This window comes from uncultured Porphyromonas sp., assembly GCF_902489635.1.
Lineage (GTDB): Bacteria > Bacteroidota > Bacteroidia > Bacteroidales > Porphyromonadaceae > Porphyromonas.
On record NZ_CABUAN010000031.1, the window covers coordinates 1 to 25,112 of the forward strand.

Consider the following 25,112-nt stretch of genomic DNA (forward strand, 5'->3'; position numbering starts at 1 on the left):
TTCGGCTTCGGTCACATACGGAGGTATGCTCCCTTCAGACCTCACCCTCAGCGCCTTGCGCTTCATCCTTTTTGCAACAGTATCAGATCGTCTGAGCGTGTGCTTCGCTCGATACATTATGGAGCGTTTGCGATCCTCTTAGAGCACGAGAGGTACGCTCGAGGACATTGACAGCAGGCACCCCTCAGTCGGTATTGTACCTTTGCATTGTCTTCTCAGAGATACTATCGCACGCTCGTCATAGAGATCCAGCCAGTAGAGAAAAATCGTGCTCTACATAGCTCCTATGGATAGCGGTCACGACACTGAGTCGTATCTCGAAGCAATTGCCGGCATGCTCCACGACACCTATTATATATAGGAGATCTCTAGCGCAGCTACGACAGGCTCTGAGGATGGCAAACTAAATTTATCAACTCAAAAAAATAATCTACTATGGCAATCAAGTATGCTATCCAGCAAATCAATCGAAAAGGTGCAACCCCAGACTCTCTAGAGACCAAGTACTACGCACAGGCTAAGTACGACGGCGTCACCTCACAAGCTGACATCGCTCAGATGGTCTCACAGATCTCTGCAATCTCTGTGGGCGATGTGCTCAGCGTCATGAACACGGTCTCGATGCTGCTCTCTATGGAGCTGTCTAATGGACGTATCGTGGATCTAGGCGATCTAGGTCGCTTTAGAGCAACTCTGCGCAGCAAGTCGTGTGATAAGCCCGAGGAGTTTAAGCGGGAGATGATCCACGGCAATAGGGTGATCTTCGTCCCTGGCGCACAGATCCGTCACAAGATGACCACTGCGAGCTACCGCAAGAGTGACCCCGCCGATCTATCTACCGAGTCGACCAATAAACCGAACAAACCTTCAGGCGAGGGCTCTGATCCTAGCAAGCCTACCCCTGGCAACGAGACGGGTGGCGGCTCTAACCAAAACGAAGAGAATATCGGGATATAGAAGTTAGAACTTAGAAGTTAGAGGTTAGATTTTAGAAGTTAGAGGTTAGACCCTAGTGGCACTAGCTTCACTAGAAACACTAGTGCTCCGATCTCTAACTTCTAACCTCTAACCTCTTAAATCACTATTACTATGACACCAAACGACATCAAATATATCGTCATACACTGCAGTGCTACACGCAGCAATATGACTTACAGCGCTTGGCAGCTGGATCAAGATCACCGCGCCAGAGGCTTTGCCATGGCGGGATACCACTTTTACATCACACGTGCCGGTGTGATCGAATCGATGAGACCGCCCTCCATGCCTGGGGCGCATGCTATCGGCTACAACCAGTGTAGCCTAGGCGTATGCTACGAAGGCGGACTGAGACCCGACGGCACACCCTGGGATACACGTACCCCGGAGCAGCGTGCCGCTATGCTTAAGCTACTCCAGACACTGATCGCTATACATCCGCACGCACGGATCGTAGGACATAGGGACCTGAGTCCCGACCTCAACCACAACGGCGTCGTAGAGCCGCACGAGTGGATGAAGGCGTGTCCTTGTTTTGATGCATTCAAAGAGTATCTATCCCTATGGCACAAACGATAAGACCCCAAGGACATAAGCAGCTATACCTAGCGGTACTCCTCTCAGTCTCTGGCATCGGACTCCTCGTGGCGGGCTTTACAGTTCCTCCACTGGGAGTCATCGACAGCTCCGTGCTGGTTGCCTATGGTGAGGTGATGACCTTCGCGGGTGCGCTCCTCGGGCTAGACTATAAGTACAAGTACCATGCGAGGCAGTAAGAGACTGTTGCAAAAGTCAACGGTACTCGCTCTCATCCTCACCGCCAGTCTCCTAGTTAGTTGTGGCAGCAGGCGACACCGCTCCAGTGTGGAGTCACTAGAGCAGTCACAGCACCATAGTGAGCTGGCGGTGCGTGATGCTACGCAACGTAACCGTGACAGCTCACTAGAGGAGTGGGAGCTGCTCCTAGTAGACACGATCATGCCACCGGGCGAGGTCGCGCGACTCACGGGCGACTCGCTACTGGGTGCGAAGTGGCCTGAGCAATCGACAGTGCGCTACCTGCGTGCTCGGCGACGTGTCGTCCAGGAGCGAGATAGCGTAGCGCAGCAGCGTACTACGCTAGAGCGTGTAGCACAGCAGCAAAGCGAACGTCAACAGGAGCTCGTGACGAAGCAGCCATCCACAGGTCGCATCACCTACTGGATTATCTTCGGCTTGCTCCTGCTCATCGTAGCCGCTACGCTCGTATGGCGCATAAAGGAGACTGTTGCAAAAGTCAACAGTCTCACAACCTTGCGAGCAAGATTGTCTAGACTTTGCAGAAAGGATGAAGCGCAAGGCGCTTAGGGTGAGGTCTGAAGCTCACATACCTCCGTATGTGACCGAAGCCGAATCCCGAGAGCAACACAGCGATGCGCCTTTATGCAACAGTCTCATAAAGATCTCGGGCAAGAGATCGTGGGTGCAGAGCTTAGCCTCTAGGCTCTGCCATATGAACAAGTAGAGACGGTTGCAAAAGTCAACAGGGCTCACGACCTTGCTTGCAAGATTGTGAGACTGTTGACTTTTGCAACAGTCTCCACAGGATCACTCCTCTGCAAAGATATAGTGCTGCGGCAAACCTAAGTAGCGCACGATCAGATGCACCATGGCGGGCGTATAGATGCGACAGCCTCGCTTATAGCCTATCTGCGTAAGCTTGTCGAGTAGCTCACTATCGCCTCGTATCAAGCGGGTCAGGTGGCGCGTAGCACTAGCGGGTATGACATCGGGGAAGTAACGGATGGCGAGCTCCTGCACGCCATAAGAGCGTACCAAAAAGAGGTACGACTCATCTTGTGGACTCTGTGACATAGTCGATTAAGTAGATAAATGAAGTAAGTATAACAATTTTGCCGACGGAAGCGCGTACCTGTTTTTCGACGCCTCGGCCGTCACCACAAAGGTACCCAAAATGGAGAGATCAGGACAACATCTAGACAACCCTATTTCGAGATTGTTGCATAAAGGCGAACCGCTCTGTTGCTCTCGGGATTCGGCTTTGGTCACATACGGAGACTGTTGACTTTTGCAACAGTCTCAGCAAAGCCTTTTTCGCAAGTCTCCTCAACTTAGCGAGTCTCATGCCGCGCGCACAAAAAAAAGAGAGGCAGTAACCAAGTCGGTCACCACCTCTCTTTATATTCAGATACTTGTACCTCTACATCTCAGGCTTTATCTAGAAAAGAGTTTAGCCATGACGATGTTAGGTATAGCTGTCGTTGCAGTCGCTTACTTGATGTCGATGATAGCAACGCGGTTCCACTCGTTTGTAGCAAATGGCTGTACAGTGTCGCCCTTGAAGTCAATGACGATATTGTCTGCACTGACACCATAGTTGTTTATGAGAGCGTTCTTGACAGCCTCTGCACGACGCTGAGAGAGAGTCATGTTGATGTTGGCATTACCAGTCTGCTCATCAGCATAGCCGACGATGTAGATCTTGCCACCATTTGCCTTAGCAGACTCAGCAGAGTTGTATACGTTGATCATCTGGTTCTTGTCGATCTTAGCACTGCCGATACGGAAGGCTACAACGTTCTCGATAACAGGCTTGGTAGCAGGAGCAGCCTCTGGGCACTCAGGGCAAGATACAGGACGCTTGCTGAGCTCAGCATTCTGAGCACGTAGCGAGCTGATCTGGCCATTGAGGTCATTGACTAGGTCATAGTCCATAGGAGTGATAGGCTGGAAGGCTACACGACCGAGCTTGAAGGTTAGACCAGCTGATACAAGAGCTGTAACGTCTGCAGGCTCATGTACTGTATGAGTACCCTGGAAGTTGTTCTTAGAGACCATCATCTGACCCTCGAGGTTGAGGTCGACGCGCTTGCCTAGACGGAACTTGAGAGCGAGACCACCATTGAGGAGACCGCTGATTTCATTCTCACCACCGATCTTGTCACCGCTCTTATCGTCTGCAGAGTAGAACTTCATGTGACCACCTAGACCAACGAAGGGAACGAGGTGGAAAACACGATTCTCTCTGTATGGAGCGAAGTAGTTGACTAGGTCAAACATAAACTCTAGTGAAGCAGCTCCGAAGACGTTCTGATAGCGAACGAGATCGTTAGCGGGCTTCTCAAAGCTATATACATTCCATGCATAGCCGCGTAGGCGGGTAGCAAAGTATGGAGAGTGCCAACGGCCGAACGAAAGGCTGGCGATGGGCGAGATGCGGTCTACAAACTCAGCGTCCTTATTAGCCTTGTTGCCAAAAGGTAGCATAGCAGCACCTCCGTGTAGCTCGATGAACCAATGAGCAGCAGGGTCTTGCTCAAACTCCGTCTTGTATGCGGGGCGGTTGTCGACCTCCTGAGCCTCCTGAGCCTGAGCCACGAAAGCTGTCAGTGCGACAACGAGTGATAGCATAAATACTTTTGCTTTCATATTTCTAGTGTGTTTAATTCGTAGATTGATGATTTGAGTGAGCTATACGACTTACTTAGAGCGGATGATGACAACACGGTTCCAAGCCTTCGTATCAAACAGCTTGTCTGTAGCACCCTCCCACTGAGTGGTGATCATATCAGCAGATACGCCGAAGTCATTGATGAGGGCATTTGCGACAGCCTTAGCACGACGCTCTGATAGACCTAGGTTGTAGTTGGCATCGCCAGTTGTGTCGGCGTAACCGATGACTAGGATTGGCGTATTGTTTGCCTTGACATACTCGCTGACGTTGTAGAGCGTGATCATCTGATTCTTGTCGATGCGTGAGCTATCGAACTTGAAGAGGATCGTCTTGTCAGACATAACCTCCTTCGTAGTGGTCTGCGGAGTTACCTCTGGGCACTCAGGGCAAGATACAGGACGCTTGCTGAGCTCAGCATTCTGAGCACGTAGTGAGCTGATCTGACCATTGAGGTCGTTGATTAGGTTGTAGTCCATGGGGACAACCTCTGTCCACTCAACACCACCCATGCGGAAGTTAAGACCTGCTGTGAGGGCTCCGTAAAGACCGTTGAAAGCCTCGGGATTCCATGCATCAATCTTGGGGCATGTGCTGTAGTCAAAGTTGAAGTTGTTGTAGATAGCCTTACCCTCGATAACGAGATCAGCACGACGTCCTAGACGGAACTGAAGCTGTAGACCTGCGTCGATAGCTGCCGTGTGATGGAGATCCTCAAAGGCCTTGTTGAACTTCATGTTGTAACCCACACCTGCAAATGGGATGATGTGGAAGACACGCTTAGCGTTGTAACGGCTGAAGTGGTTGATGATGTCAAACATGAAGTCGTAGTGAGCACCTACGAAGCTTGTCTCGTAGTTCTTCACATCGTTGCCTACCTTATAGTAGGTGTGAGCCTGTGCTCCAACTAGATTGAGGCGCGTAGCAAAAGAGGGGGTGTGATACTTGCCCAGAGAGAGCGAGTAAGACATCTGGAGGCGATCCATAAAGGGCTTCTCCTCATTGCCTTGTAGGAACTGAGCTCCTACACCACCCTGTAGTGTTAGGAACCAATGATCTGATGCTGCACCGCGCTCAAAGGTTGTCTTGTAGACAGGCTTTGTGCCAGCTTGAGGTGCTACAGTCTCCTGAGCACTCAGCGTTAGAGTCGTTACTCCCAACAAGAGGGAGATCAGAAAGAGCTTTACTTTCATAGTTATACTTTATCTTGTTACTGGTTTGTTTTCTGATTAGTTTAGTGTGTCTTAGCGTATTCTTCGCACTCGAAGATCGGTACCCTTAGGCACGTAATACACTGCAAAAGTAGTATTATTTATTGACTTAACCAAATGGAGGACGGATTAGAAGATTTTTTTCTCCCCTAAAGGCTTCTAAGGCGACCCTACAGCTTAGCCTCTGATGCCACAGATTAGCTGTTAGCTGTTGGCTGTTGGCTGTTAGCCGTTGGCTGTTGGCTAGAGGCGTCAGAGTGATCGGAGTGATCGGAGCTATCTAATCTCTAACCTCTAAAATCCGTACCTTTGTGGGCCAAGCAGTAGCACATGACCTCATGTCTCCCACATACCTTCTCATAGATCAGGGCAATAGTCGCCTCAAGATCGCACTAGCGACCGACGAGCAGCTCTACCCTACACGACTCTACGCCGAGCCTCCTACTAGTGACCAGATACTAGAGCTGATATCTAGTTACCAGCTACCTGCAGAGCCCCTCCACGCTATCTACAGCTCGGTGGGAAAGAGAGAAGCTCCTTGGCTTGACTCCATCAAAAGCATCTGCCAACTCTTTGTCACCCTCGACGCAGAGACTCCGCTACCGCTAGCTGAGATACAGTACGACAGGCAGAGCCTAGGCGTAGACCGCATAGCCAGCGTCGTCGGGGTAGCACGCCTCACCACGGCTCCATCTCTAATCGTCGACATAGGCACTGCAATCACCTACGATCTGCTCCTACCCGAGAGACGCTACATGGGTGGCAACATATCACCCGGGCCTGAGCTACGACTACAAGCACTACACGACTACACGGCTCGGCTACCGCGTGTGCCATGGGCTGACATCCAGACACATCTAGATCTGTGGCAGCAAGAGCTAGGCGAGCAGACGGATCAAGCGATATGGCTCGGCGTGGCACGAAGCATCGTACACGAGATAGACTCCTATATAGAGACTCTACGCCGGCACTACCCTACTCTAGAGGTATGGATCACGGGAGGATATGCTGAAGATTTTGTCAAGTGGCTAAAATATCCGACCTTTGTAGAGACAAACTTAGTGGAACAGGGGCTACGGGATATACTACAATATCAAGTAGCACGTTCCTGTGATAGTTAGTTATCCGTGACTTGCGATGGTCACAGATGTCACTCCTTATTATATAATGACAGCATATATGTCTCGATACATAGCACGTACCACTACCATACTGACGCTCTTAGCGACTATTCTCTTGCTACCAGTCGCTCTCTCCGCTCAGAGTAATACTACTGAGTCTCCCTACAGTCGCTTCGGCTTAGGCAGACTGGACAAGCAGACGCCCCATGCCCTCAGAGGAATGGGCGGACTGACTACTGCTATACGAGACAATATGATCATCAACCCGGCGAACCCCGCTTCTTACACGGCGGTCGACACGATGACCTTCCTCTTTGACTTCGGGCTCTCTATGGGTATGAATATGCTCACCGAGGCGGGAAAGCGGGATACACGTATGGTGGGCAACTTTGACTACGCTACGGCTCTGATACCACTGGGCAAGCACTTTGCCGCCAGTGCCGGACTCGTCCCCTACTCGACCGTCGGCTATCGCTACGGCACGAAGGTGCCCGTACCAGGTGTCCAGGATCACTACGCTGCGCACGCTTACAAGGGGCAGGGCAACCTTCAGGAGGTCTATCTAGGCTTTGCGTGGAAAGTCCTCCCCTACTGGTCGCTCGGTGTCAACGCCTCCTACCTCTTTGGCAATCTACAGCATGAGCGTCGCATCACATACGATATTAAGGAGAGTCTTAACCCGACCTTCCTCGACCACCTACGCATCCGCTCTGTGGGTGTACGTATCGGTACTCAGGGCATTATACCGCTCTCTGCAGAGGGACATCAGATCAATATCGGTCTGACCTACGAGCCTAAGCTACCCATGTGGAGCCGACAGCTATCTCTCCAGACAGAGGCTATAACAGGGTCAGGAGCTCAGGTCATCCGTACCGACACGATCTCTAGCAAGTCGCTCTTTGCCCGTCCACACGTGGCCAGCGCTGGTATAGCATACCAAATAGAGAATAAACTTATCGCTGGGGCGGATGTCAAATATAGCAGATGGGGCGAAGCTCTAGCCAATAACCAATCACTAGACTACCAGGGGGTAGACCAGTGGCAAGTGGCTCTAGGCATGTCGTGGGTACCTAATGATCGCTCCTCACACTACGGCCAGCGTATAGCTTATCGCGCCGGTCTGCAAGGTGAGAATGCATACCTACGTATCCCCAACAGCCTAGGGGGCTACAACTCCTACTACCAGATAGGAGCTAATCTGGGACTCGGACTACCACTCGTGGACAAGAGATCGCACGTAGACGTAACTCTCGGATACTCCTACCTACGTCCCTCCAGTCGTACAGGACTCGCGGAGCACTATCTGACGCTGGGTGTAGCACTACGCTTTAACGAAGCATGGTTCAAGCCCATCAAACTCGATTAAAAAACCTTTTGTACATACCGATAATGATGAAACTGAAGAATCTATTAACCCCTATACTAGTCCTCCTAGCTACTTCGCTAACGCTCGGGGCTCAGACTGGTGTGGAGACGGGTACTCCTTTTGGCTCTGGGGATGACAGCATTCAGTGCCGACAGAACATTAGCCTCTTCACCTCTTATGTCAAGGGGAATAACTTTAAGGAAGCCTACCCATTTTGGCTTGAGGCTCTAGAAAAGTGCCCTGGATCGACAAAGAACATCTACCTCTACGGAGTGCAGATCATGAACTGGAAGATCGAGAAGGCCGAAGATGACGCTGCTCGTCAAGACGCTATCGAGAAGCTCCTCAAGCTATACGATATGCGTATCAAGTACTTTGGCGACGACCCTAAGTATGGTAAGGACTATATAACCACCGCTAAGATCAACGACTACCTGCGCCTCTATGGTGACAAGGCTAGCTACGACAAGATCTACGAATGGGCCAAGCCTGTCGTCGAGGAGATGGGTGAAGAGACCGAGAGCCAGTTGGTATACTTCTTTGTCTTCGCCTCTATGAATAAAGCCATCGGCAACCCTGACTGGCACGAGCATTATGTCGACGACTATATGACTGGTAATGGCATCCTACAGAACGATGTCGATGCCCTCACTGAAGCTGGCGATACGGTCAAGCTACAAAACATACAAAAGCTCAAGGGACAGCTCGACGAGCTATTCGCCACAAGCGGTCTAGCTGACTGCAATATGCTGATCAAGATCTATGGTGATGGCCTTGAGAAGAACAAGGACAACGTCAAGTATCTTCAGGCGATGCTCGATATGTTTCGCTACGCCAAGTGCGAGAACAGCCCTCTCTACGCTACCGCAAGCCGCTACCTATACAACATCAAGCCAACAGCGGCAGCTGCTATGGGACTAGCTTCTGATTGTATCAATAAGGGCCAAATGAGCCAAGCTAAGCAGTACCTCAACGATGCCGTTTCGCTCACCTCTGACAAGCGTCTCCAAGCTACAATTTACTACACGCTCGGTGTCATCGATATGAAGGCACACAGCTACGCTTCGGCACGTCAATACTGCAACAAAGCTATGGCTGCCAATCCTTCTTTTGGAGCACCGCTTATCTTGATCGCACAGATGTATGCAGCCTCTGCTAAGAGCATCTTCCCCAATGATCCTCTCAGACAGCGTCTTGTGTACGGGCTTGCTATCGACAAGCTACAGAGAGCTCGCAGCATAGACAGTAGCGTATCCGGTGAGGCTGGTAGACTCATCAGTCAGTACTCAAGCTATCTGCCCTCTCAGCAGGAAATCTTCTTCGAGCCTAACCTGAACGTGGGAGACTCCTTCTACGTAGGTGGCTGGATCGGAGAGTCTACACGCATTCGCTAAGAGTGCATCTGACAAACCTTATGGATCTACCTCAGTAGACTTCATGAATATAAATGGGTCAGCCAGCTAGTGAGACGCTATGCGTTCGCTAAGCTGGCTGACCTGCTAGCTTTTTATTCGCAGATGACCAGACGCCAGACTCAGAGCCGACAGATGCTCTTACTATGCTTCAGCTTACTAGCTGTGGCTCTGCTCGCTGTGACTAGTTGTCAGCGCAAGGATCCACCACCACTCTCTGACGTAGGGCTAGACCCTGAGACCGCCTACTCGATGTACACCCGAGATGTGCGAGCACTCGTTGCCGACTCAGGCATCACACAGTACAGGCTGATTACGCCTGAGTGGTATGTGTACAACAAGAACGACAAAGTGGGTCGAGAGGCGCACTGGTACTTCCCTCATGGGCTCTACACAGAGCAATTTGACGAGCAGGATAGCACGACCGTCTTTGTAGAGGCTGACTCCGCTTTTTACTGGACAGATCGTAAGCTGTGGGAGCTACATGGTGAGATCAACGTACGCAACCGTGCAGGCTCACGCTTTTACTCCCACCTCCTCTATTGGGATCAGGAGGAGAAGCGCATCTACACCCCAGATAGTGTATGGATAGACTCCCCAGAGCGAAAGATCAAGGGGTGCAACTTCGAGAGCGATGAGCAGTTCACACGTTACACCTTCCACGGGAGCAGTGGTCAGATGCTCGTAGAGGACGACCCAGAAATGAGCGAGTAGCGAGTCGTGATCCCTAGATTTCTACTATCTTTGCAAACGTATGAAGCATCTACTCCATGGCTGACACGATTTGGCTACTGATCTACATAGTCCTACTGTTACTCCTCTCGGGATTCTTCTCGGGGACTGAGATCGCCTACCTCTCGGCAGATCGTCTGCGTCTCAAGCTCGACTCTAAGCGAGGGGGCGTCATAGGGCGTACACTCTCGATGCTCTATCGTCGTCCCGACCGCTTTATCACCACCCTACTCGTAGGCAACAACATTGTACTGGTCATCTACGGTATGGTCATGACGAGACTCTTTGCGCCTCTACTGGCTCCCATTAGTAGCAATGCAGTCTTTCAGATCACGGTCAATTCGCTTGTCTCTACCTTTATCATCGTTATCTTCGGGGAGTATCTGCCCAAAGCGCGTAATCGTATGAATCCCAACCAGCAGATGTATCGCAAGGCTCTGCCATCAGGATTCTTTCACATACTCCTCTACCCGATCACGCTCTTCTCCACAGGGCTCTCGAAGCTCTTTATGCTACTACTGCCCAAAGATGCCATGCCAGCCACTGAAGAGCACCCCAAGCTCACGACTCTAGACCTAGACAACTACCTCAATATGAGCCAAAGCGGAGAGGGCTCTAGCGATCTCGACACCGAGGTCAAGATCATTCAAAACGCCATCGACTTCTCCACCACACAGGTGCGAGACTGCATGATACCTCGTAATGAGATCGTCTCTTGTGACATCGGCACAGATGCGGAGACGCTCACCTCTCTCTTTATCTCTACTGGACTGACCAAGATCATCGTCTATAGAGAAAACATTGACAATGTCCTCGGTTACATTCACTCGGCCGAGATGTTCAAAGGACCTGACTGGCAGGCTCGTATACGCACCGTCGTCTTTGTCCCAGAGAGTATGAATGGGCAGAAGCTCATGGGGATCCTCATGCAGCGCAAGAAGTCTATCGCGATCGTTATCGACGAGCTAGGAGGCACCTCTGGACTAATTACCCTCGAGGATCTCGTCGAGGAGATCTTTGGCGACATCGAGGACGAGCATGATCAAAACAAAATCGTCTCTAAGCACAACGCAGATGGATCCTACACCTTCAGCGGGCGACTAGAGATAGACGATGCCAACGAGCAGTGGCAGCTAGCACTCCCCACGAGCGATGAGTATATCACCATCGCCGGACTTATTATCAGCCACCTCGAGCGCATTCCTGTGCCAGGTGAGCAGATCGTGATAGGCAAGCTACAATTTGACATTATCAAGTCGACAGATACACGTATAGAACTTGTGAAGATGTGGAAAGACCTCTGATAACTGAATTTTAACTACCTTTGCCACCTAGATAGCTTTCGCATTCTCACTGAGGATAGCTGGAAGCCCGATTCATAGAGAAGAAAAAACAGATAGTACTATATAATGGCTACGCTACAGAAAATCAGAAATCGTGCCGGCCTGCTCATCATCGTAGTAGGTGTCGCACTCTTAGCATTTATCATCGGTGATGGTCTACGATCAGGCTCATCACTGCTTCAGGACAACAAGATGGTCGCTCTCAAGATTGACGACAAGAAGGTCAAGTACGATGAGTACCAGCAGCTTCTCACCGAGCGCACAGAGCCATACGAGCGCCAGCGCCAAGGCAAGCTAACGGATCAAGATCGTGTGCAGATCAGCAACCAGCTAGCACAGGAGCTCATAGCCGAATACGCCCTAGAGCAGGAGGCTAAAGCGATCGGTATACGTGTCACCCCAGCAGAAGTCTCTGCGCTCATCTTTGGTGAGGGGCTACCTACGTCTCAGTGGGCCGCACAGTTCTTCTCACAGTTTGGAGTAGACATGGGCAATCCTGAGCAGATTCGGAGCATCATGAGTGAGCTGGATCTGAACAAGATCAAGAGCCTCCCAGCTGAGCAGCAGAGCATGATGCTCTCTGTACGCAATCAGTGGCTAGAGACAGAGAAGCAGATCCGCACGCAGCGACTCTCTGAGAAGGTCAATGCACTGCTCACCCGTAGCTACGCCATCAACTCGCTCGACGAGAAGTACACCACAGGGCTAGGCACACGTACCGTTGCTGTCGTACGCACACCGAGCACCATCCTGCCCAATGATCAGGTCAAAGTCACAGACCAGCAGGTCAAGGCTTACTACGATAGCCACAAGCAGCTATTTGCGACTCCCCTTGAGCAGGCTAAGGTCAACTACTACAGCATCCTAGTACGTCCTAGCGAGGCTGACTATGCAGTTGCCAAGGCTGAGGTAGACTCCGCTCGCGTACTGCTCCTAGCTACGACGACACCCGATAAGGTGGTACGCAACTATGAGAATGGTGTTGCCCTCGAGACCTACCTCACAGACAAGGAGCTAGAGCAGTCCCTCTCCACCCTACCCAACGCTATGACTATGCTTCGCGAGGGCGCGATAGGTAGTGTCAATGAGCCAGTCATTGTCAACGACAGCTACACACTCATCAAGCTCATCGACCGCAAGCAGGCTCCCGAGGACGTTAAGGTCAATCTGATTCCACTTGACACGATCAATGCACCGAAGGCTGATAGCCTGATGGCAGCTCTCCAGAGTGGATCTGCTACGCTGGCTCAGGTTGTAGCAACTTACGCTATGGATGAGCAGACCAAGGCAAATGGTGGCTACCTCATCAATCAGGACCGCTATACGGGAATGCCCGACAGCACTTTCACCGAGGCAGCGCTCTTCGGGATGGGGCTAGACACACTAAACAAGACTCCTATCAATCAGTTTGTCAAGTTGGAGATACAAGGCACTACATGTCTCGTCCGTAAGACGGCCCCCTCGGCATCTGTCAATCACTACAAGGTCGCACAGCTCACCGTGCCCATCAACTTCTCCGAGGAGACCTTCCGTACGGAGCAAGCTAAGATCAACGAGATCTTTAGTGGCGACAAGAAGTTTGACCAGATGATGGATGATGCTCAGAAGGCTGGCCTATCCGTGGTACGTGGTGAGTATATCAATAGCTTCTCAGCAGCTCTCGCATCGGTTCCTAACTCTCGTGAGATCGTCAGCTGGGCACTACGCTCTAAGGCCGGCACTGTATCAGACAAGATCTTCCGCTGTGGCAACAACGACTACCTAGTCGTAGCTCAGGTCGAGACAAAGTACCCCGCCGGCTTCCAGCCCTTCGAGCAGGTAGCTGATCAAGTACGTGACCGCGTCCTGATGGAGCAGCGTGGCGATCAGCTCGCCTCCAACCTAGCAGGCAAGAAGCTAAACAGCCTCGACAGCTACGCTACAGAGATGCAGTCGAGCGTAGACACACTCTACAACATCAGCTACGTCTCCTCTCCCAATACGCCCTCAGCACTCGTGGGCAAGGCTATGACGACGGCTGTCGGTCAGCTCTCAGCACCATTCCGTGCTGGTACGGAGGTGGTTGTGCTACAGCCTATCTCGGAGAATGTAGACGCCTCTGTCACGAAGCCCTCACCTGCAGCTACGGCTCAGAAGCGTCGCTCCTATGGACAGCAGATGGCATCCAGAGCTATGAATGAGCTCATCAGGCAGACTCATTTTGAGGACACTCGTTATCGCTTCTGGTAAGACTCTCGATAGATAAGCGTCGCTTAGATACGCTTTCATCAGTTATAGTAGACGCACACCGGCATACGAGCGGGTGTGCGTCTTCTCTTATCATTTCTGTGGTAAAGCTTATTTGAGACTGTTGCAAAAGTCAACAGTCTCTATTTATAGACACTCCTAATGCAACATTTCGCCACTTCAAACGTCTAATGGATATAAACCCTCTTGGGCGCAAGCAACTATAAGCCCGCTCTTGAGGACTATCCGATCAATCTATTAGCAAGAAGTATAACCTTAATACTATGAACAAATATCTCAAATACGCACTCCTGACGCTAGGCATAGCCCTCGTCAGTGGTTTCGTCTCGTGGGGGGTAGTACGTGCCACCCTCAGAAGTGCAACATCTGCAGACGGCTCTTCCTACTCCATCCTAGGCCAGAGCAACTACCCTAGCTCAGAAAACGACTACGGCTTCCTACAATCCGACTACGAGCTCACCTCCAGCCGTACCGTAGGCAACGCCCCCGACCTCTCTCCCGCGGCTGAGCTAGCAGTACAAGCGGTCGTACACATCAAGGTAGAGGGCGAGCAGACCATCGACTATATAGATCCTTTCGAGTTTTTCTTTGGCGGGGGACGAGGCTTCGATCGTCCGCAGTCACGCACCGTCACCAGCTTCGGCTCTGGGGTCATCATCAGCACCGACGGATACATTATCACCAACAATCACGTAGTCGAGGGGGCTAAGAGCATCTCCGTCTCCCTCAACGATGGTCGCTCCTTTGACGCCAAGTTCATCGGGTCCGACCCCACCGTAGACATTGCCCTGCTCAAGGTCAATGCTAAGGATCTGCCCACCATTCCCTTTGGCGATAGTGACAAGATCCAGCTCGGTGAGTGGGTACTGGCCGTGGGCAACCCCTTTAACCTGACAGGCACCGTCACCGCTGGTATCATCAGTGCCAAGGCGCGTAGCACCGCTGTCGAGGGTCCTCAAGGCACGGCACAGATAGCTCGCTACATACAGACGGACGCTGCCGTAAATCGCGGTAACAGTGGCGGTGCTCTTGTAGATGCTCAGGGACGACTCATCGGTATCAACACCATGATCTTCTCCGAGACAGGCAACTACTCAGGCTACTCCTTTGCTGTCCCCATCAATACCGCTGCCAAGATCGTTAGCGACCTCAAGAAGTACGGCTCCGTGCAGCGCGCTGTCCTAGGCATCATCGGAGGAACGGTCAATGAGGATGTCAAAAAGGAGAAGAACCTCAAGGTCTCTCAGGGTGTCTACGTCAACGAGTTCTCAGAGGTCAGTGCAGCTTACGCTGCTGGCATCGAGGAGGGTGACGTCATCGTAGGCATCGATGGCAATAAGATCACCGATATGGGTGAGCTACAAGAGCGCATCGGACGTTGCCGTCCTGGCGACACCATCGTCGTCACGGTAGACCGTAAGGGCACTAAGCGAGACTTCAAGGTTACGCTCAAAAACGATGAGGGCAGCACCGAGATCGTTAAGAGAGACAGCAGTAGCCTCCTCGGAGCCACCCTGCGCGAGATCTCGGGCGATCAGCTACGCAAGCAAGGCGTCAGCTATGGCCTGGAGGTCGTCAAGGTAGGCAAAGGGAAGCTCCAAGAGGCTGGTATCAAGGAGGGCTTTATCATCCTCTCGATCAATAATAAGGCTGTACGCAGTGTTTCGGCAGCACGCAAGCTGGTCGATGCAGCTCAGAAGACCCGTCGTGGTGACAAAGCGATACTAGTCAAGGGCTTCTATCCTGGAGGCTCTATGAAGTACTACGCTATCGACCTGAGCTAGTCTACAGAGATGTAGCAATTGGCTTAAGCAGAGCCATACGCTCCTAGAGTACGGGCGATCCTAACGGGTCGCCCGTATTTTTTTGCCCCTTAGAGCCGTGTGAGACTGTTGCAAAAGTCAATAGTCTCAAAGCAGTAGCCCCACCCGGCACGATGACCGAGTGGGGCTACGCATGTTGTGAAGCTCAGGCTCCGCTTGTCAGAGGATGCTCTCCGTCGGAGCCTGTAGCTGTGAAGTCGCTAGAGGATCAGTCGGAAGGTGCGTACCTCGCCCGCCTTGTGGGCTGCGACGACGTAGACACCAGACTGGAATGGCTCAGCGATGAGCTGCTCAGGCTCAGTGATCTGGTAGTGACCTACCTGAGCACCGCTAGCTGTGTAGAGCTCGATGGTCGCACCCTGTAGACCCAGCACGAGGATACCCTCGGGGGTAGCTATGACACGTGCGGTCTCGCCGTTGATAGCGTCGATAGCAGTTGCCTGTGGGGTGACGATGATGAGCTGCTCAGAGCAGAGTCTCGTCTCGCCCTGACGCGCTGTGACGGTCACACGGTAAGCGGTCTGCTCGCTGAGGTCAACGAACGGTAGCGTGATGCGACCATCTTGTAGCGTGGGCGGAGCCTGGAGTGGAGAGAGTTCGCCTAGAGGCGAGCCGTCAGCAGCGATGCTGATGATATCGACAGCCTTAGTATTACCCTCCTTGTCCACCTTAGCCAGCTCGACCATATAGCTCTCAGCCTTGGCAATCGTAGCAAAGGAGATAGAGAAGCTCTGAGCCTGCAGTGAGCCTGCTACGAGCTTAGCATCTAGCTTACCATCGATAGCCTGAGTCGTGAAGGTGGTCTTACCCTGAGCGACCGTCTGCAGAGCGGGCATGATGGTCGCCTCGACGGTGACCTCATAGCGTGTACCCATCTGTAGACCCTCGAGGGTGGTGTAGACGTAACCGTCACGAAGCTCTAGTGAGCGGAGCTGCTGCGTAGGATCGAGGCGCATCGTCTGCGTCGCACTAGCGTCAGCACCTGCAGGACGATAGCTTACGGTGTAGCTCACCTGCGTGGGGAGTGCCTGCCAGCGTACCTGCGCTGTCGTTTCGGTCGTTGCCATCACCTCGAGTGCTATCTGCTCCTTGGCGGGCTTTGCAGAGGCATCCTGCTTAATGTGCAGGTTGTCCATCGCAAAGTAGCTAGGCGCATAGCTGTCGCTCGACAGGATGGAGAACTTAAGCGTCTTGACCTCACCGAGAGAGGAGAGGTCGACCCACTTCCAGTCGTTGACCACTTCGCGCTTCTTATTGCGATAGTCGATGAGTGGTACCTCGACCTTCTTACCATTGTCAGCCGTGATAGTCACGATAAAGAAGCTGCCCTCCTCAAAGGCGGGACGACCGTAGTTCTTATCGCCCTGGGTGGCAAAGCTCTTGACCCACGCGGTGTTGGTCAGATAGACACCCTCGAGCTGCACCTTGCGGTCGCTGCTAGGCATGACCGTGACGACGGGGTTGTAGGTACCCCATGCTGGATTGTCACCTGGGCAGTAAGCCACGGCATACTGCTTGGACTTACCCTCCAGCTCCTGACCACCACCGACGACGTTGTTGTATTGTTGCGTCAAGTCGCCCGTGTAGGTCGTATCGGCACTAGCTGCTAGGGCAAAGCCGCTCCAGCTATTCCACTCAGCATTGTAGCTGTTGGAGAAAGCAAACGAACCGCTACCGAATGGAGCCTTCTGATTGTAAGGCTCTTCGCTAGCGAGTGGCTGCTCCTCAAAGGTTGCCACCATAGCCTCACCGTGTAGACCATTGACGTAGACATAGACGCTCTCAGTGACTTGGCTACCAGCAGCGTCCGTCACAGTGACACTGTAGCGTGTCGTCTGCGTAGGAGCTACGGAGACAGTCTGCAGTGAGTCGCCTTGTGACCACTCGTAGCTATAAGGCGCTACGCCACGGATCACCTGAGCCGTCAGCTGAGCCTGCTGCCCGAGATTGATGCTTACGGGAGCGATAGCGAGCTGCATAGCGAGGGCATCGCCGTTGTAGTCATCGATCCATAGCTTGCCACGGCTCTCGAGGGTCACCTCACGGATGTCGCCTCTCTGAGCCAGGTCTACGTAAGCCCACTCCTGCTCAGTAGCGGGGAGCGTGATACGCGTACCACCATCGATGCGCATATAGACGGGGCGGTCAGCCATAAGCGAGAAGCCTCGCTGTGGTATCTTGCTCTTAGAGTTGGTCACGGTGATGGTCACCTTGTCGCCCGCCATCTCAGCAATCTGATTGAGTGAGCGGGTGAAGTCCTCGACAACCTTGACTCCTGCGAAGCTATTGGTCCCTGAGTAGACGACATCACCCTCTATGGTGCGGTTGTCCTTCTCAAAGGTAGCCACTCGCGTAGGCATATAGGTAGTAGTAAAGGTGAAGAGGAGCTCAGGCTCGGCATCCTTATTATTGAGCGTACCGTGGAGGAGTCCATAGACCTCATAAGTGGTCTCAGGCTCTAGCCCCATGATGGTAAACTCAGTCGCACGCTTGCCAAGAGCGGTGAAGTGTCTGCCCTTGTCTCGTATCGTAGCGGCATCTGGAGCTGTCGTAGCCTCCTCGCCCTTTGCAATCGTCATCAGGTAGACGTCGGTCATTTGGTCTGGCTCGACAGAAATCGTAGCGGACTGATGTAGCGCACGAACTACCTGCTTGTTGATGAGCTTAGGAGCCTCGTCAGTTACATTAGGATCCTGCTCGTAAGCACCGACAGTCGGATGCTCATTGTCACGAGCAGTGCCGAGGATGTCCGTCGTGACAGCAGCGTGCGGAGCACCCTGTGGTAGTACGGTCATATCCTTCGGGTAGAGTACCTTGTCAGAGACGAAGGCTACCTCTACGACCTTGGATGCTGTGCTCTTTGTCGCCTCCTGATAGTTGGTTGCGTCGTACTTCTTACCCTTAGCGGTAATGAGTACGCCCTTGCTGTCAGAGGTGTAGAGCGCATTGCGGTCGCAAGTGAGCTGCTTGTTGGGGAGCGGTTGATTGCTAAAGAGGATGCCTCCACCGTCTCGGTTCTGCAGGATGTTGTCTGAGAGCTGAGACGAAGAGATATCGCCGTTGAGCATAAGGAGTGCTGTACTCTTGCCGTCACGAGCTATAGCGGTGTTGAAGACAAAGTTCAGTCCCGTAACGTTGCTCGCCTTAAAGGCACGGCTATCAGAAGAGCCACGCGTGATGCGGATCACATTGTTGGCAACGAGTAGCCCCTCGCCCTGCACCTCACGGACAGAGATGCCGTGTAGTGAACTGAGTTTATAGGCCTCGGGCTGTGTCAGGTCAAAGTCATTGCCTATGACCTTGGCATCTGTGTGGAAGGTCGCATCAATACCGATGTACTCCCTCTGAGGAGCGATCTGCTGTACCATCTCGTTGCCCTCGATAAGGACTTCGGAGGAACGAATGACATAGATTGCCTTGCCACTATGATCTACGAAGCGGTTGTTGCGCACCGTGTAGCCCTTGCCTACGGGGTTGGCTACAGTACTGGTACCTCCAATCTGTAGAGCAATGTGTCCACCCTCAAAGAGCGAGTTCTCAACCAAGACATCACAGCTCTGTGCGTGTGGATTGCTGGCTGCCTCTATCTTGACAAGGTGTGGAGACATGTTGTAGTTCATATTGCTCGTGTTCTTGGTGTAGACGTGGCAATTGTCCATCGTGAAGTGCGACGAGTTCTCCTGAACGTAGACCATCGTTGGGAATCCGAGGTCCGTCGAGTGAATCGTCATATTGCGCAGCGTCACGTAGGGGGTATTGCGTACGGTCATCACACCATAATACTCACGATAAGCATTTGGTCCCGTAGGCTTATTGTAGCCATTGGCAGAGATAACGACCTCGTCACGAGAGTTGCCGAGACCAACGATGGTGATGCTGTTCTTGGCAGAGGCTCCGGGGACATGCTCTAGGAGAACTGTCTCAGGATACTCACCAGGCTCCACCTCTACGGTGACAGCACCAGAGACGCCCTGCTTGGTTAGATCCTTAGCGGCTACAGCTAGACTCTTGTAAGTGGCGGCACTGCTAGAGCCAACACGGAGCGTGCCTTGTAGTCCGCCCTGGCGCGTCTTCGTGTCAAAGGGCTGCTCCTGCTTCACATCGTACTTGGTACCTCCGATGGTCACACTCTTGGCAGAGACTGAGATAGGTGTGCCTGCCTTGAGGTCGCCAGCGAGCTGAGCCTTGACCCAGTAGTACTGCGTGCGGGGTAGCGTCAGCGTTTCGGCGGGGTCAAGCTTAAAGATGACCTCCGTCTGCGTAGCTTGTGGCTTGGTCGTTGCTATCAGATGAGCTTCGTCAAACTCACTGATGGCTCCCGTAGCGTAGAGTGCGAGCTCCTCGATGCCTTCGCTAGAGATCTCTAGCTGTAGCTTCTCGAGGGTCGTCTTGCCTCTTTCACCAGCGGTGGTTAGGTCGATGCGTACAGCGGGCAGTGAGCTACCCGAGAGTACGCCCTGCTTGTCTGCGGGGAGAGCCGTGGCGGAGACCTTCTCGACGAAGAGGTCGCGAGGCTTGACGCTCTCTACACGAGCAGCCCAGCCGTAAGCGTATTCATTTGAACTCTTATAGTAGACTGTCAGCGAGCCGTCCTGCTCTTGCGAGACAAAGGTCCTGACACCAGTCTGCTTGAGTATATTGTTGTCACCTGTGGAGAGCAGCTTGCTCTTGACCGTGTGGTCACGTCCTGAGTAGATACCGAAGGTGGCACTTCTTAGATTTATTGAGTCGATCGTGAGAGTTACCACCTCGCCTTCGTGGGCTGGGAGGAAGGTCACGTACGACCCTATGTTCTTGAGCACCTTGCCATCGGGACCGCCCTCGTCGTAGTACGATAGGGGCGTGGTGACGGTCACCACCTTATTGTCGCCCGATGATGGGTGGTTGAAGATGTTGACCAGCTTGTACGATCCCTTAGGATCAGCGTTGCGAACGTCAATAGGCTTACCAGAGACAGTTAGCTTGGTGATAGCCACGTCTATGCTGTCAACTGCTGGAGCATCCTTGCGAATGTCTAGTGCGAGGATGTAGCTATTGGCAAACTCCCTCAGCGTGCCGTACTTCTGCAGTGAGTCGGTCGGTAAGTCTACGCTTCGCATCGTTGGCTCTACCTGAGCAGCAGCGATGAGCTTGTTCGCATCGAGCGTACCCTCAGCCGTAGCGGCGTAGAGAGCTACGCGCTCGATCTGAGGTGCGCCACCCTTGAGGTCCACCGTGAGCCCGTCCATGTGGATTGGCTTGCGGTCACCGATCGTATGTATGTCAAGAGCTAAAACTTGGTTCTGCTCAGAGCCGACAGCGATGAAGGGTAGCTCGAGCTGCTTTGCAGCGGCTGAGTCAACCTTCATATCCTGTGGCAGGTACTGCTTGACCTGACCACGCCAGCCTAGCGAGCCGGAAGCACCTTTAGCATCAAAGACAAAGGTCAGAGCCTTCTGCGTAGAGCGGATGTAGTCGGCAGGTTTCGTCTTGAAGGCTTCCCGATTGGGCTTTAGCTCAAAGAGCAGAGGAGCCGTGGCATCCTCGCCGTCATAGATCCGAAGCGTAGGCTTGCTACCCCAAGAGGAGAAGTAGAAGTCCCACTCGTTGATGTCTAGCTGGATGACGTTGTCTGGAGCGGTCGCCTCAAAGGTGACGCTACGCTCGCCTGCGTCGGTGTCATATCCCGTGGTAAGGCTGTGCTTGAGCTGAGGCATAAAGTCCCAAGGCTCGTACACCTTGACATGATGCTTACCGAGGGTGAGCACCATCTTATTCATTACCTCTAGAGCCTCCGTGCGGGTGCGCTCCTTCTCGGGAAGCGTTTTCTCGCCTGCTGAGAGGTGGAGCTTGTCAATGGAGAGGTTAACCTTATTGCCCTTGTGAGCAGTCTCCTGGAGATCTACAGCTAGGTAGAAGTGGTTAGCCCCCTCGCGCAGTGCTTGAGGCGTGGGGAGTGTGGCGGTGAGTGCCTCGGCAAAGTCCCAGCGAGCGATCTCCTTAGCCTTCGTAAAGTCATCTACGATAGGGCTGTAGTAGAGAGCCACCTGAGCCACATCTGTCGTCTTGCTGATAGAGCTCAGGTCTAGACGCTGCAGTGTGACAGGGTCTTTGGTTCCCTTAGCAACGAGCGTGAAGGCAACCATACCGACCTTCTGGATGCCTGCATTGATGGGCATCGCAAAGGTATCGACCTCGATGGTTCTACCCGAGAGCGAGTCAACCACCATCGGCACTGGATCGATCTGAGAGACCAGAGCCTCAAAGCCAGCCTTGGGAGTCCCCGTATTCGTTACGAGACGGATCGTCAGACTTCCGTCAGGAGCTGTTGAAGTTGCCTTGTAAGCCTTCTCCTTGTTGAGCTTGATGATGAGGTTGTCTGCGTTAACTTCTGAGCCATTGTACACCTCAACGAAGTCAGCAAGACTAATAGAAGAGTAGCTAAAGAGATCTAGCTTCGTAAAGTCTACCTGAATCACCTTGCCGGTAGTCTCCGGCTTGAAGGCAGCGTATCCGTCAAACTTCTCACTGATCGGCTCATACTTACCGCCATCGTCGTATAGTGTCAGCGACTTATCACCTATGGTATAGGTTTTCGGAGTCTTAGCGAGTGCATAAGCATCCTCTACGGTGAGCGTCTTAGGCTCTTGGAGCGTTACGGCGTGATCGCCCAGAGTCGTCGTCAGCTTCGTCGTAGCGATATCGATACGGCTACCAGCCGCCACGTCGCTCTTGAGGTCAACGACCAGAACTAGATCATAGTTAGGCTCAGAGAGCGTGTACTCCTTAGAGAGTGTGATCGTACCCTCGGCAGAGACTTCAGTCGTCTTGCCGAGTAGCTTGTCAGCGTCTAGCTGTTTGGGCTTACGGCGGTTTGCCTCGTAGAGGTATATCGCCGTGATGTCGCTCGGCTTTGTCTCGCTGAGCTTATAGTGCAGAGCCGTCAGCTGGGGAGCCTTGGCTAGTCCCTCGGTTGTAATCTTGAGGTTAGAGACGATGAGCGACTGCTCACCGATGTAAGGGTCGTGGCTAGCGCTCTTGTTCTCAAGGATAGAGGCAACCCGGATCGCAGGCTGATCGACCGTACGTACGATGATCTTAAAGCCGGCACCTGGATTAGCCTTCGTCTTGCTGCCGATCGTTATCTGACCGGACTTGTCACTGGCGCGAAGCTTAAGGGGCAGCGTTGGTCTATCCGCCTTGGTAAACTTCCTAATAATTAATTTCTCGTTAGGCGAAGACCAACTAGTGAAAGGTGCTGCACCCTCGAGGATGTAAAGCTCGTCTTGATTGTCTAAGGCAAGCTCCTGTATCTCTATCTCGATACATTTGCCAGCTTGCTCTGGCGTGAAGACGATCTTGCCCGTCTCGCTTGCCAAAGCATTGCCGTCGGCTCCTCCACTATCGTAGAGGATCAGCGGGGTGTCTCCTACCTTATGCTCGTTACCATAGGTCGAGGTGGGCATCAAGAGCGTGTTGTCCTCTTGTCCCCACACGATCGGTGGCAGGAGTAACCAGCAGAGTAGTAGGAGCGTTGTCGTTACTGTTCTTTGCATAGTAATTGAGTGAATATATAGTTTGTTATTGTCTGCATATACGATAAGATGTCGTAGCTCCGTCCTCTAGGCGCAAGAGTGCGACATAGCAATCGTTCATAGCGGGCAGAGTGACCATAGCGCGCCCCACAGAGAGCGGATGCGTCAGGATCAGTTGCCCATCTATATTATATAGGTATAGTGTACCCGTTACCTCGCTCTCGATCTGTAGCTGGTTGTCGCTACTGGAGAGACGCACGGCGGGCGTTGCAGTGGGGGAAGTGATGCCGGAGCCCTGGGCGAGAGGCTTGATGCCCGCAAACTCGGTCGATACTTCGCCCGTCTCATCGGTCTGCTGGTGGACACCCGTCTGTACCTTGAGGAAGTCGATACGCTCTAGGTGCACCAGCTCACCCGCGGCATTGACCGCGCTGTCTATATCAATGTGGCTACCTGGGGAGTCGTTAGGGTGATTGTCTGCATAACCATAAGCGTAAGGCTGCGACTGCCAGAGGCCCCCCTCATGCTCTTGCTTCATACAATCTGGTAGGAGGACCCCCGTGAAGGATACTTTGTCACCCTCCCAGAGCGGGTAGTAGCTGTTTGTCTTGTGGTACTTATTACGCGGTATAAGTCCCGAGTCACCCTCCGAGTCGCTCCAAGCGACGGGGTCGTTGTATGGGTCTTTTGGCTTATAGTAGGTGATTGTGTAGTCTAGGTTGCTCCGATAGTCTTCGCTGCCACGGATGCGGTACCACGGGTCGTCCGCTAGTCCGTTGCCATTGGCATCTTGGCTCACATAGATGATGCCTGGCTCCGCATTACCGATGAAAGCATTGCCCAGTATCGCAAAGTCTGCTTGGTTGGGCTGATTGACCAATGCGGGCTGGATGCGTACGATGATGTAGCCGCCCCACCCACCGAGGGAGAGGAAGCTCCCCTCCTTGACCAGGCGCTGCTGCGCTTTGTCGAGTAGCTCTTGATAAGTTGATACGCCCTCGCTCGCCATCACTTTGCTCCCCATAAATTGTCCGGGAGCCGGGTGGTAAGCGACCACCTCCGTGATGCGACTCTCCTGAGCAGAGAGTGTCGCCACACCTAGGAGGAGTAGACCGGTGAGGATGTGCAGTACAAGCGAGTAGATATGTCTCATATCATAGAGTCTAGGGGATTCAAGATACTGTCTCAGTACCGCATGGTAGACTCTACGACTCAACGACTTAACGGCTCAACGAGCCACAGACTAGTAGCATCCTTCCTAGTCATCTGGAGCCAAGGGCGTATGAATGCCCCTCGCCAGAAGCGTATCGTACTGCAAAGTCCACGTTGCAGACTGATCGAAAAAGGATCGTGGCAGGTCTTCTGGCTTAGCTCGCTCAGGTGTCTCCTTCCCACCCCTAGTAACATTAGCGGGGCAGTGGCTTCATCAAGTCGATGACACATTAGCCTTTGGTGAGCTTTACAGCAACGGGTTTGCTCAGGACTTACACCTGATTCCCTCTTAGAGTGGCGTGACATACGCTACACCTCGCATAGGTGTAGTGAGCGGTATGCCTATCCACTAACCACAATCACCAGCAAAGGTAGTGAAAAAGGGAACAGCTTAGCAAGATCGTCAGGGCTGGTTGGGAAAAGTTGATGCCAGCTCACTACAATAATTTAGAACTGACTACATATCGAAACGGCGCCGTGTCGGGGAAAAGTGATTTCCACGTGGATATTTCGAAATATCCAGGTGGAGAATAAAAAATTCTTCGGAGGAATCAAATGAAACTTCGGAAGAATCAAATGAAACTTCGGAGGAATTGTTTGACGCCCACGTGGAAAAAGAAAAATATCCACGTGGAGATTTGAGATTCCCCACGTGGATATTCGAGAAAGGAGGGAATCGGACGAATTTCCCTGTAAAGATAT

16 protein-coding genes and 1 riboswitch are annotated in these 25,112 nt (G+C 52.6%); of the genes, 11 read left to right on the plus strand and 5 right to left on the minus strand.

The features are described from left to right. Positions 1 to 435 precede the first annotated feature (435 nt). From RDM37_RS06565 to RDM37_RS06580, 4 genes are all read left to right on the plus strand, one after another. On the plus strand, positions 436 to 957 hold the full coding sequence (locus tag RDM37_RS06565) for an HU family DNA-binding protein (RefSeq protein WP_308556058.1): 522 nt from the start codon (positions 436 to 438) through the stop codon (positions 955 to 957). Between the two features lie 132 nt (positions 958 to 1,089). Beyond that, positions 1,090 to 1,557: an N-acetylmuramoyl-L-alanine amidase gene (locus RDM37_RS06570; RefSeq protein WP_308556060.1), complete on the plus strand. Its 468-nt coding sequence runs from the start codon at positions 1,090 to 1,092 to the stop codon at positions 1,555 to 1,557. Further along, entirely contained in the window at positions 1,542 to 1,754 is a 213-nt protein-coding gene (locus RDM37_RS06575) for a hypothetical protein (RefSeq protein ID WP_299366542.1), read from the plus strand. Before RDM37_RS06570 ends, RDM37_RS06575 begins: the two co-directional genes overlap by 16 nt. 88 nt (positions 1,755 to 1,842) lie before the next feature. After that, positions 1,843 to 2,325, plus strand: a complete 483-nt coding sequence (locus RDM37_RS06580) for a hypothetical protein (protein ID WP_308556086.1) — start codon at positions 1,843 to 1,845, stop codon at positions 2,323 to 2,325. A 240-nt stretch (positions 2,326 to 2,565) separates the two neighbouring features. Here the strand turns inward: RDM37_RS06580 and RDM37_RS06585 are convergent, their stop codons facing one another. The 3 genes from RDM37_RS06585 to RDM37_RS06595 form a co-directional block, all read right to left on the minus strand. After that, positions 2,566 to 2,832, minus strand: a complete 267-nt coding sequence (locus RDM37_RS06585; protein ID WP_308556062.1) for a DUF4248 domain-containing protein — start codon at positions 2,830 to 2,832, stop codon at positions 2,566 to 2,568. Positions 2,833 to 3,249: 417 nt separating this feature from the next. Continuing rightward, on the minus strand, positions 3,250 to 4,407 hold the full coding sequence (locus RDM37_RS06590; protein WP_308556064.1) for an OmpA family protein: 1,158 nt from the start codon (positions 4,405 to 4,407) through the stop codon (positions 3,250 to 3,252). Between the two features lie 51 nt (positions 4,408 to 4,458). Continuing rightward, positions 4,459 to 5,622: an OmpA family protein gene (locus RDM37_RS06595; protein WP_308556066.1), complete on the minus strand. Its 1,164-nt coding sequence runs from the start codon at positions 5,620 to 5,622 to the stop codon at positions 4,459 to 4,461. 356 nt (positions 5,623 to 5,978) lie between these two features. Between RDM37_RS06595 and RDM37_RS06600 the strand changes: the two genes are divergently transcribed. From RDM37_RS06600 to RDM37_RS06630, 7 genes are all read left to right on the plus strand, one after another. Then, a complete protein-coding gene (locus RDM37_RS06600) occupies positions 5,979 to 6,761 on the plus strand; it encodes a type III pantothenate kinase (RefSeq protein ID WP_308556068.1) in 783 nt (260 codons plus the stop codon). A 58-nt stretch (positions 6,762 to 6,819) separates the two neighbouring features. Further along, complete coding sequence (locus tag RDM37_RS06605) at positions 6,820 to 8,127, plus strand: hypothetical protein (RefSeq protein WP_308556070.1); 1,308 nt, start codon at positions 6,820 to 6,822, stop codon at positions 8,125 to 8,127. Positions 8,128 to 8,150: 23 nt separating this feature from the next. After that, positions 8,151 to 9,521 (plus strand): hypothetical protein, encoded by a 1,371-nt coding sequence (locus RDM37_RS06610; RefSeq protein WP_308556072.1) that lies wholly within the window; start codon positions 8,151 to 8,153, stop codon positions 9,519 to 9,521. Between the two features lie 123 nt (positions 9,522 to 9,644). Further along, complete coding sequence (gene lptC, locus RDM37_RS06615; protein WP_308556074.1) at positions 9,645 to 10,253, plus strand: LPS export ABC transporter periplasmic protein LptC; 609 nt, start codon at positions 9,645 to 9,647, stop codon at positions 10,251 to 10,253. Positions 10,254 to 10,309: 56 nt separating this feature from the next. Then, positions 10,310 to 11,575, plus strand: a complete 1,266-nt coding sequence (locus RDM37_RS06620; RefSeq protein ID WP_308556076.1) for a hemolysin family protein — start codon at positions 10,310 to 10,312, stop codon at positions 11,573 to 11,575. A 105-nt stretch (positions 11,576 to 11,680) separates the two neighbouring features. Then, on the plus strand, positions 11,681 to 13,843 hold the full coding sequence (locus tag RDM37_RS06625) for a SurA N-terminal domain-containing protein (RefSeq protein WP_308556078.1): 2,163 nt from the start codon (positions 11,681 to 11,683) through the stop codon (positions 13,841 to 13,843). Between the two features lie 281 nt (positions 13,844 to 14,124). Then, positions 14,125 to 15,645, plus strand: coding sequence for a Do family serine endopeptidase (locus RDM37_RS06630; RefSeq protein WP_308556080.1), 1,521 nt, complete (start codon positions 14,125 to 14,127; stop codon positions 15,643 to 15,645). 239 nt (positions 15,646 to 15,884) lie between these two features. On the opposite strand, the gene RDM37_RS06635 is transcribed toward RDM37_RS06630, so the two are convergent. Further along, the gene (locus RDM37_RS06635; RefSeq protein WP_308556082.1) at positions 15,885 to 23,219 is read right to left on the minus strand and encodes a DUF4465 domain-containing protein; all 7,335 of its coding nucleotides are present in this window, start codon (positions 23,217 to 23,219) and stop codon (positions 15,885 to 15,887) included. A gap of 25 nt (positions 23,220 to 23,244) precedes the next feature. After that, positions 23,245 to 24,351, minus strand: a complete 1,107-nt coding sequence (locus tag RDM37_RS06640; protein WP_308556084.1) for a hypothetical protein — start codon at positions 24,349 to 24,351, stop codon at positions 23,245 to 23,247. A 181-nt stretch (positions 24,352 to 24,532) separates the two neighbouring features. After that, positions 24,533 to 24,744: riboswitch (cobalamin riboswitch) on the minus strand. Positions 24,745 to 25,112: the final 368 nt, after the last annotated feature.

What these genes read in the sequence shown, in the direction of transcription:
- RDM37_RS06565 (WP_308556058.1), top strand. Translation starts at nt 436, where the DNA reads ATGGCAATCAAGTATGCTATCCAGCAAATCAATCGAAAAGGTGCAACC.
- RDM37_RS06570 (WP_308556060.1), top strand. Translation starts at nt 1,090, where the DNA reads ATGACACCAAACGACATCAAATATATCGTCATACACTGCAGTGCTACA.
- RDM37_RS06575 (WP_299366542.1), top strand. Translation starts at nt 1,542, where the DNA reads ATGGCACAAACGATAAGACCCCAAGGACATAAGCAGCTATACCTAGCG.
- RDM37_RS06585 (WP_308556062.1), bottom strand. Translation starts at nt 2,832, where the DNA reads ATGTCACAGAGTCCACAAGATGAGTCGTACCTCTTTTTGGTACGCTCT.
- RDM37_RS06590 (WP_308556064.1), bottom strand. Translation starts at nt 4,407, where the DNA reads ATGAAAGCAAAAGTATTTATGCTATCACTCGTTGTCGCACTGACAGCT.
- RDM37_RS06595 (WP_308556066.1), bottom strand. Translation starts at nt 5,622, where the DNA reads ATGAAAGTAAAGCTCTTTCTGATCTCCCTCTTGTTGGGAGTAACGACT.
- RDM37_RS06600 (WP_308556068.1), top strand. Translation starts at nt 5,979, where the DNA reads ATGTCTCCCACATACCTTCTCATAGATCAGGGCAATAGTCGCCTCAAG.
- RDM37_RS06605 (WP_308556070.1), top strand. Translation starts at nt 6,820, where the DNA reads ATGTCTCGATACATAGCACGTACCACTACCATACTGACGCTCTTAGCG.
- RDM37_RS06610 (WP_308556072.1), top strand. Translation starts at nt 8,151, where the DNA reads ATGATGAAACTGAAGAATCTATTAACCCCTATACTAGTCCTCCTAGCT.
- lptC (WP_308556074.1), top strand. Translation starts at nt 9,645, where the DNA reads ATGACCAGACGCCAGACTCAGAGCCGACAGATGCTCTTACTATGCTTC.
- RDM37_RS06620 (WP_308556076.1), top strand. Translation starts at nt 10,310, where the DNA reads ATGGCTGACACGATTTGGCTACTGATCTACATAGTCCTACTGTTACTC.
- RDM37_RS06625 (WP_308556078.1), top strand. Translation starts at nt 11,681, where the DNA reads ATGGCTACGCTACAGAAAATCAGAAATCGTGCCGGCCTGCTCATCATC.
- RDM37_RS06630 (WP_308556080.1), top strand. Translation starts at nt 14,125, where the DNA reads ATGAACAAATATCTCAAATACGCACTCCTGACGCTAGGCATAGCCCTC.
- RDM37_RS06635 (WP_308556082.1), bottom strand. Translation starts at nt 23,219, where the DNA reads ATGCAAAGAACAGTAACGACAACGCTCCTACTACTCTGCTGGTTACTC.
- RDM37_RS06640 (WP_308556084.1), bottom strand. Translation starts at nt 24,351, where the DNA reads ATGAGACATATCTACTCGCTTGTACTGCACATCCTCACCGGTCTACTC.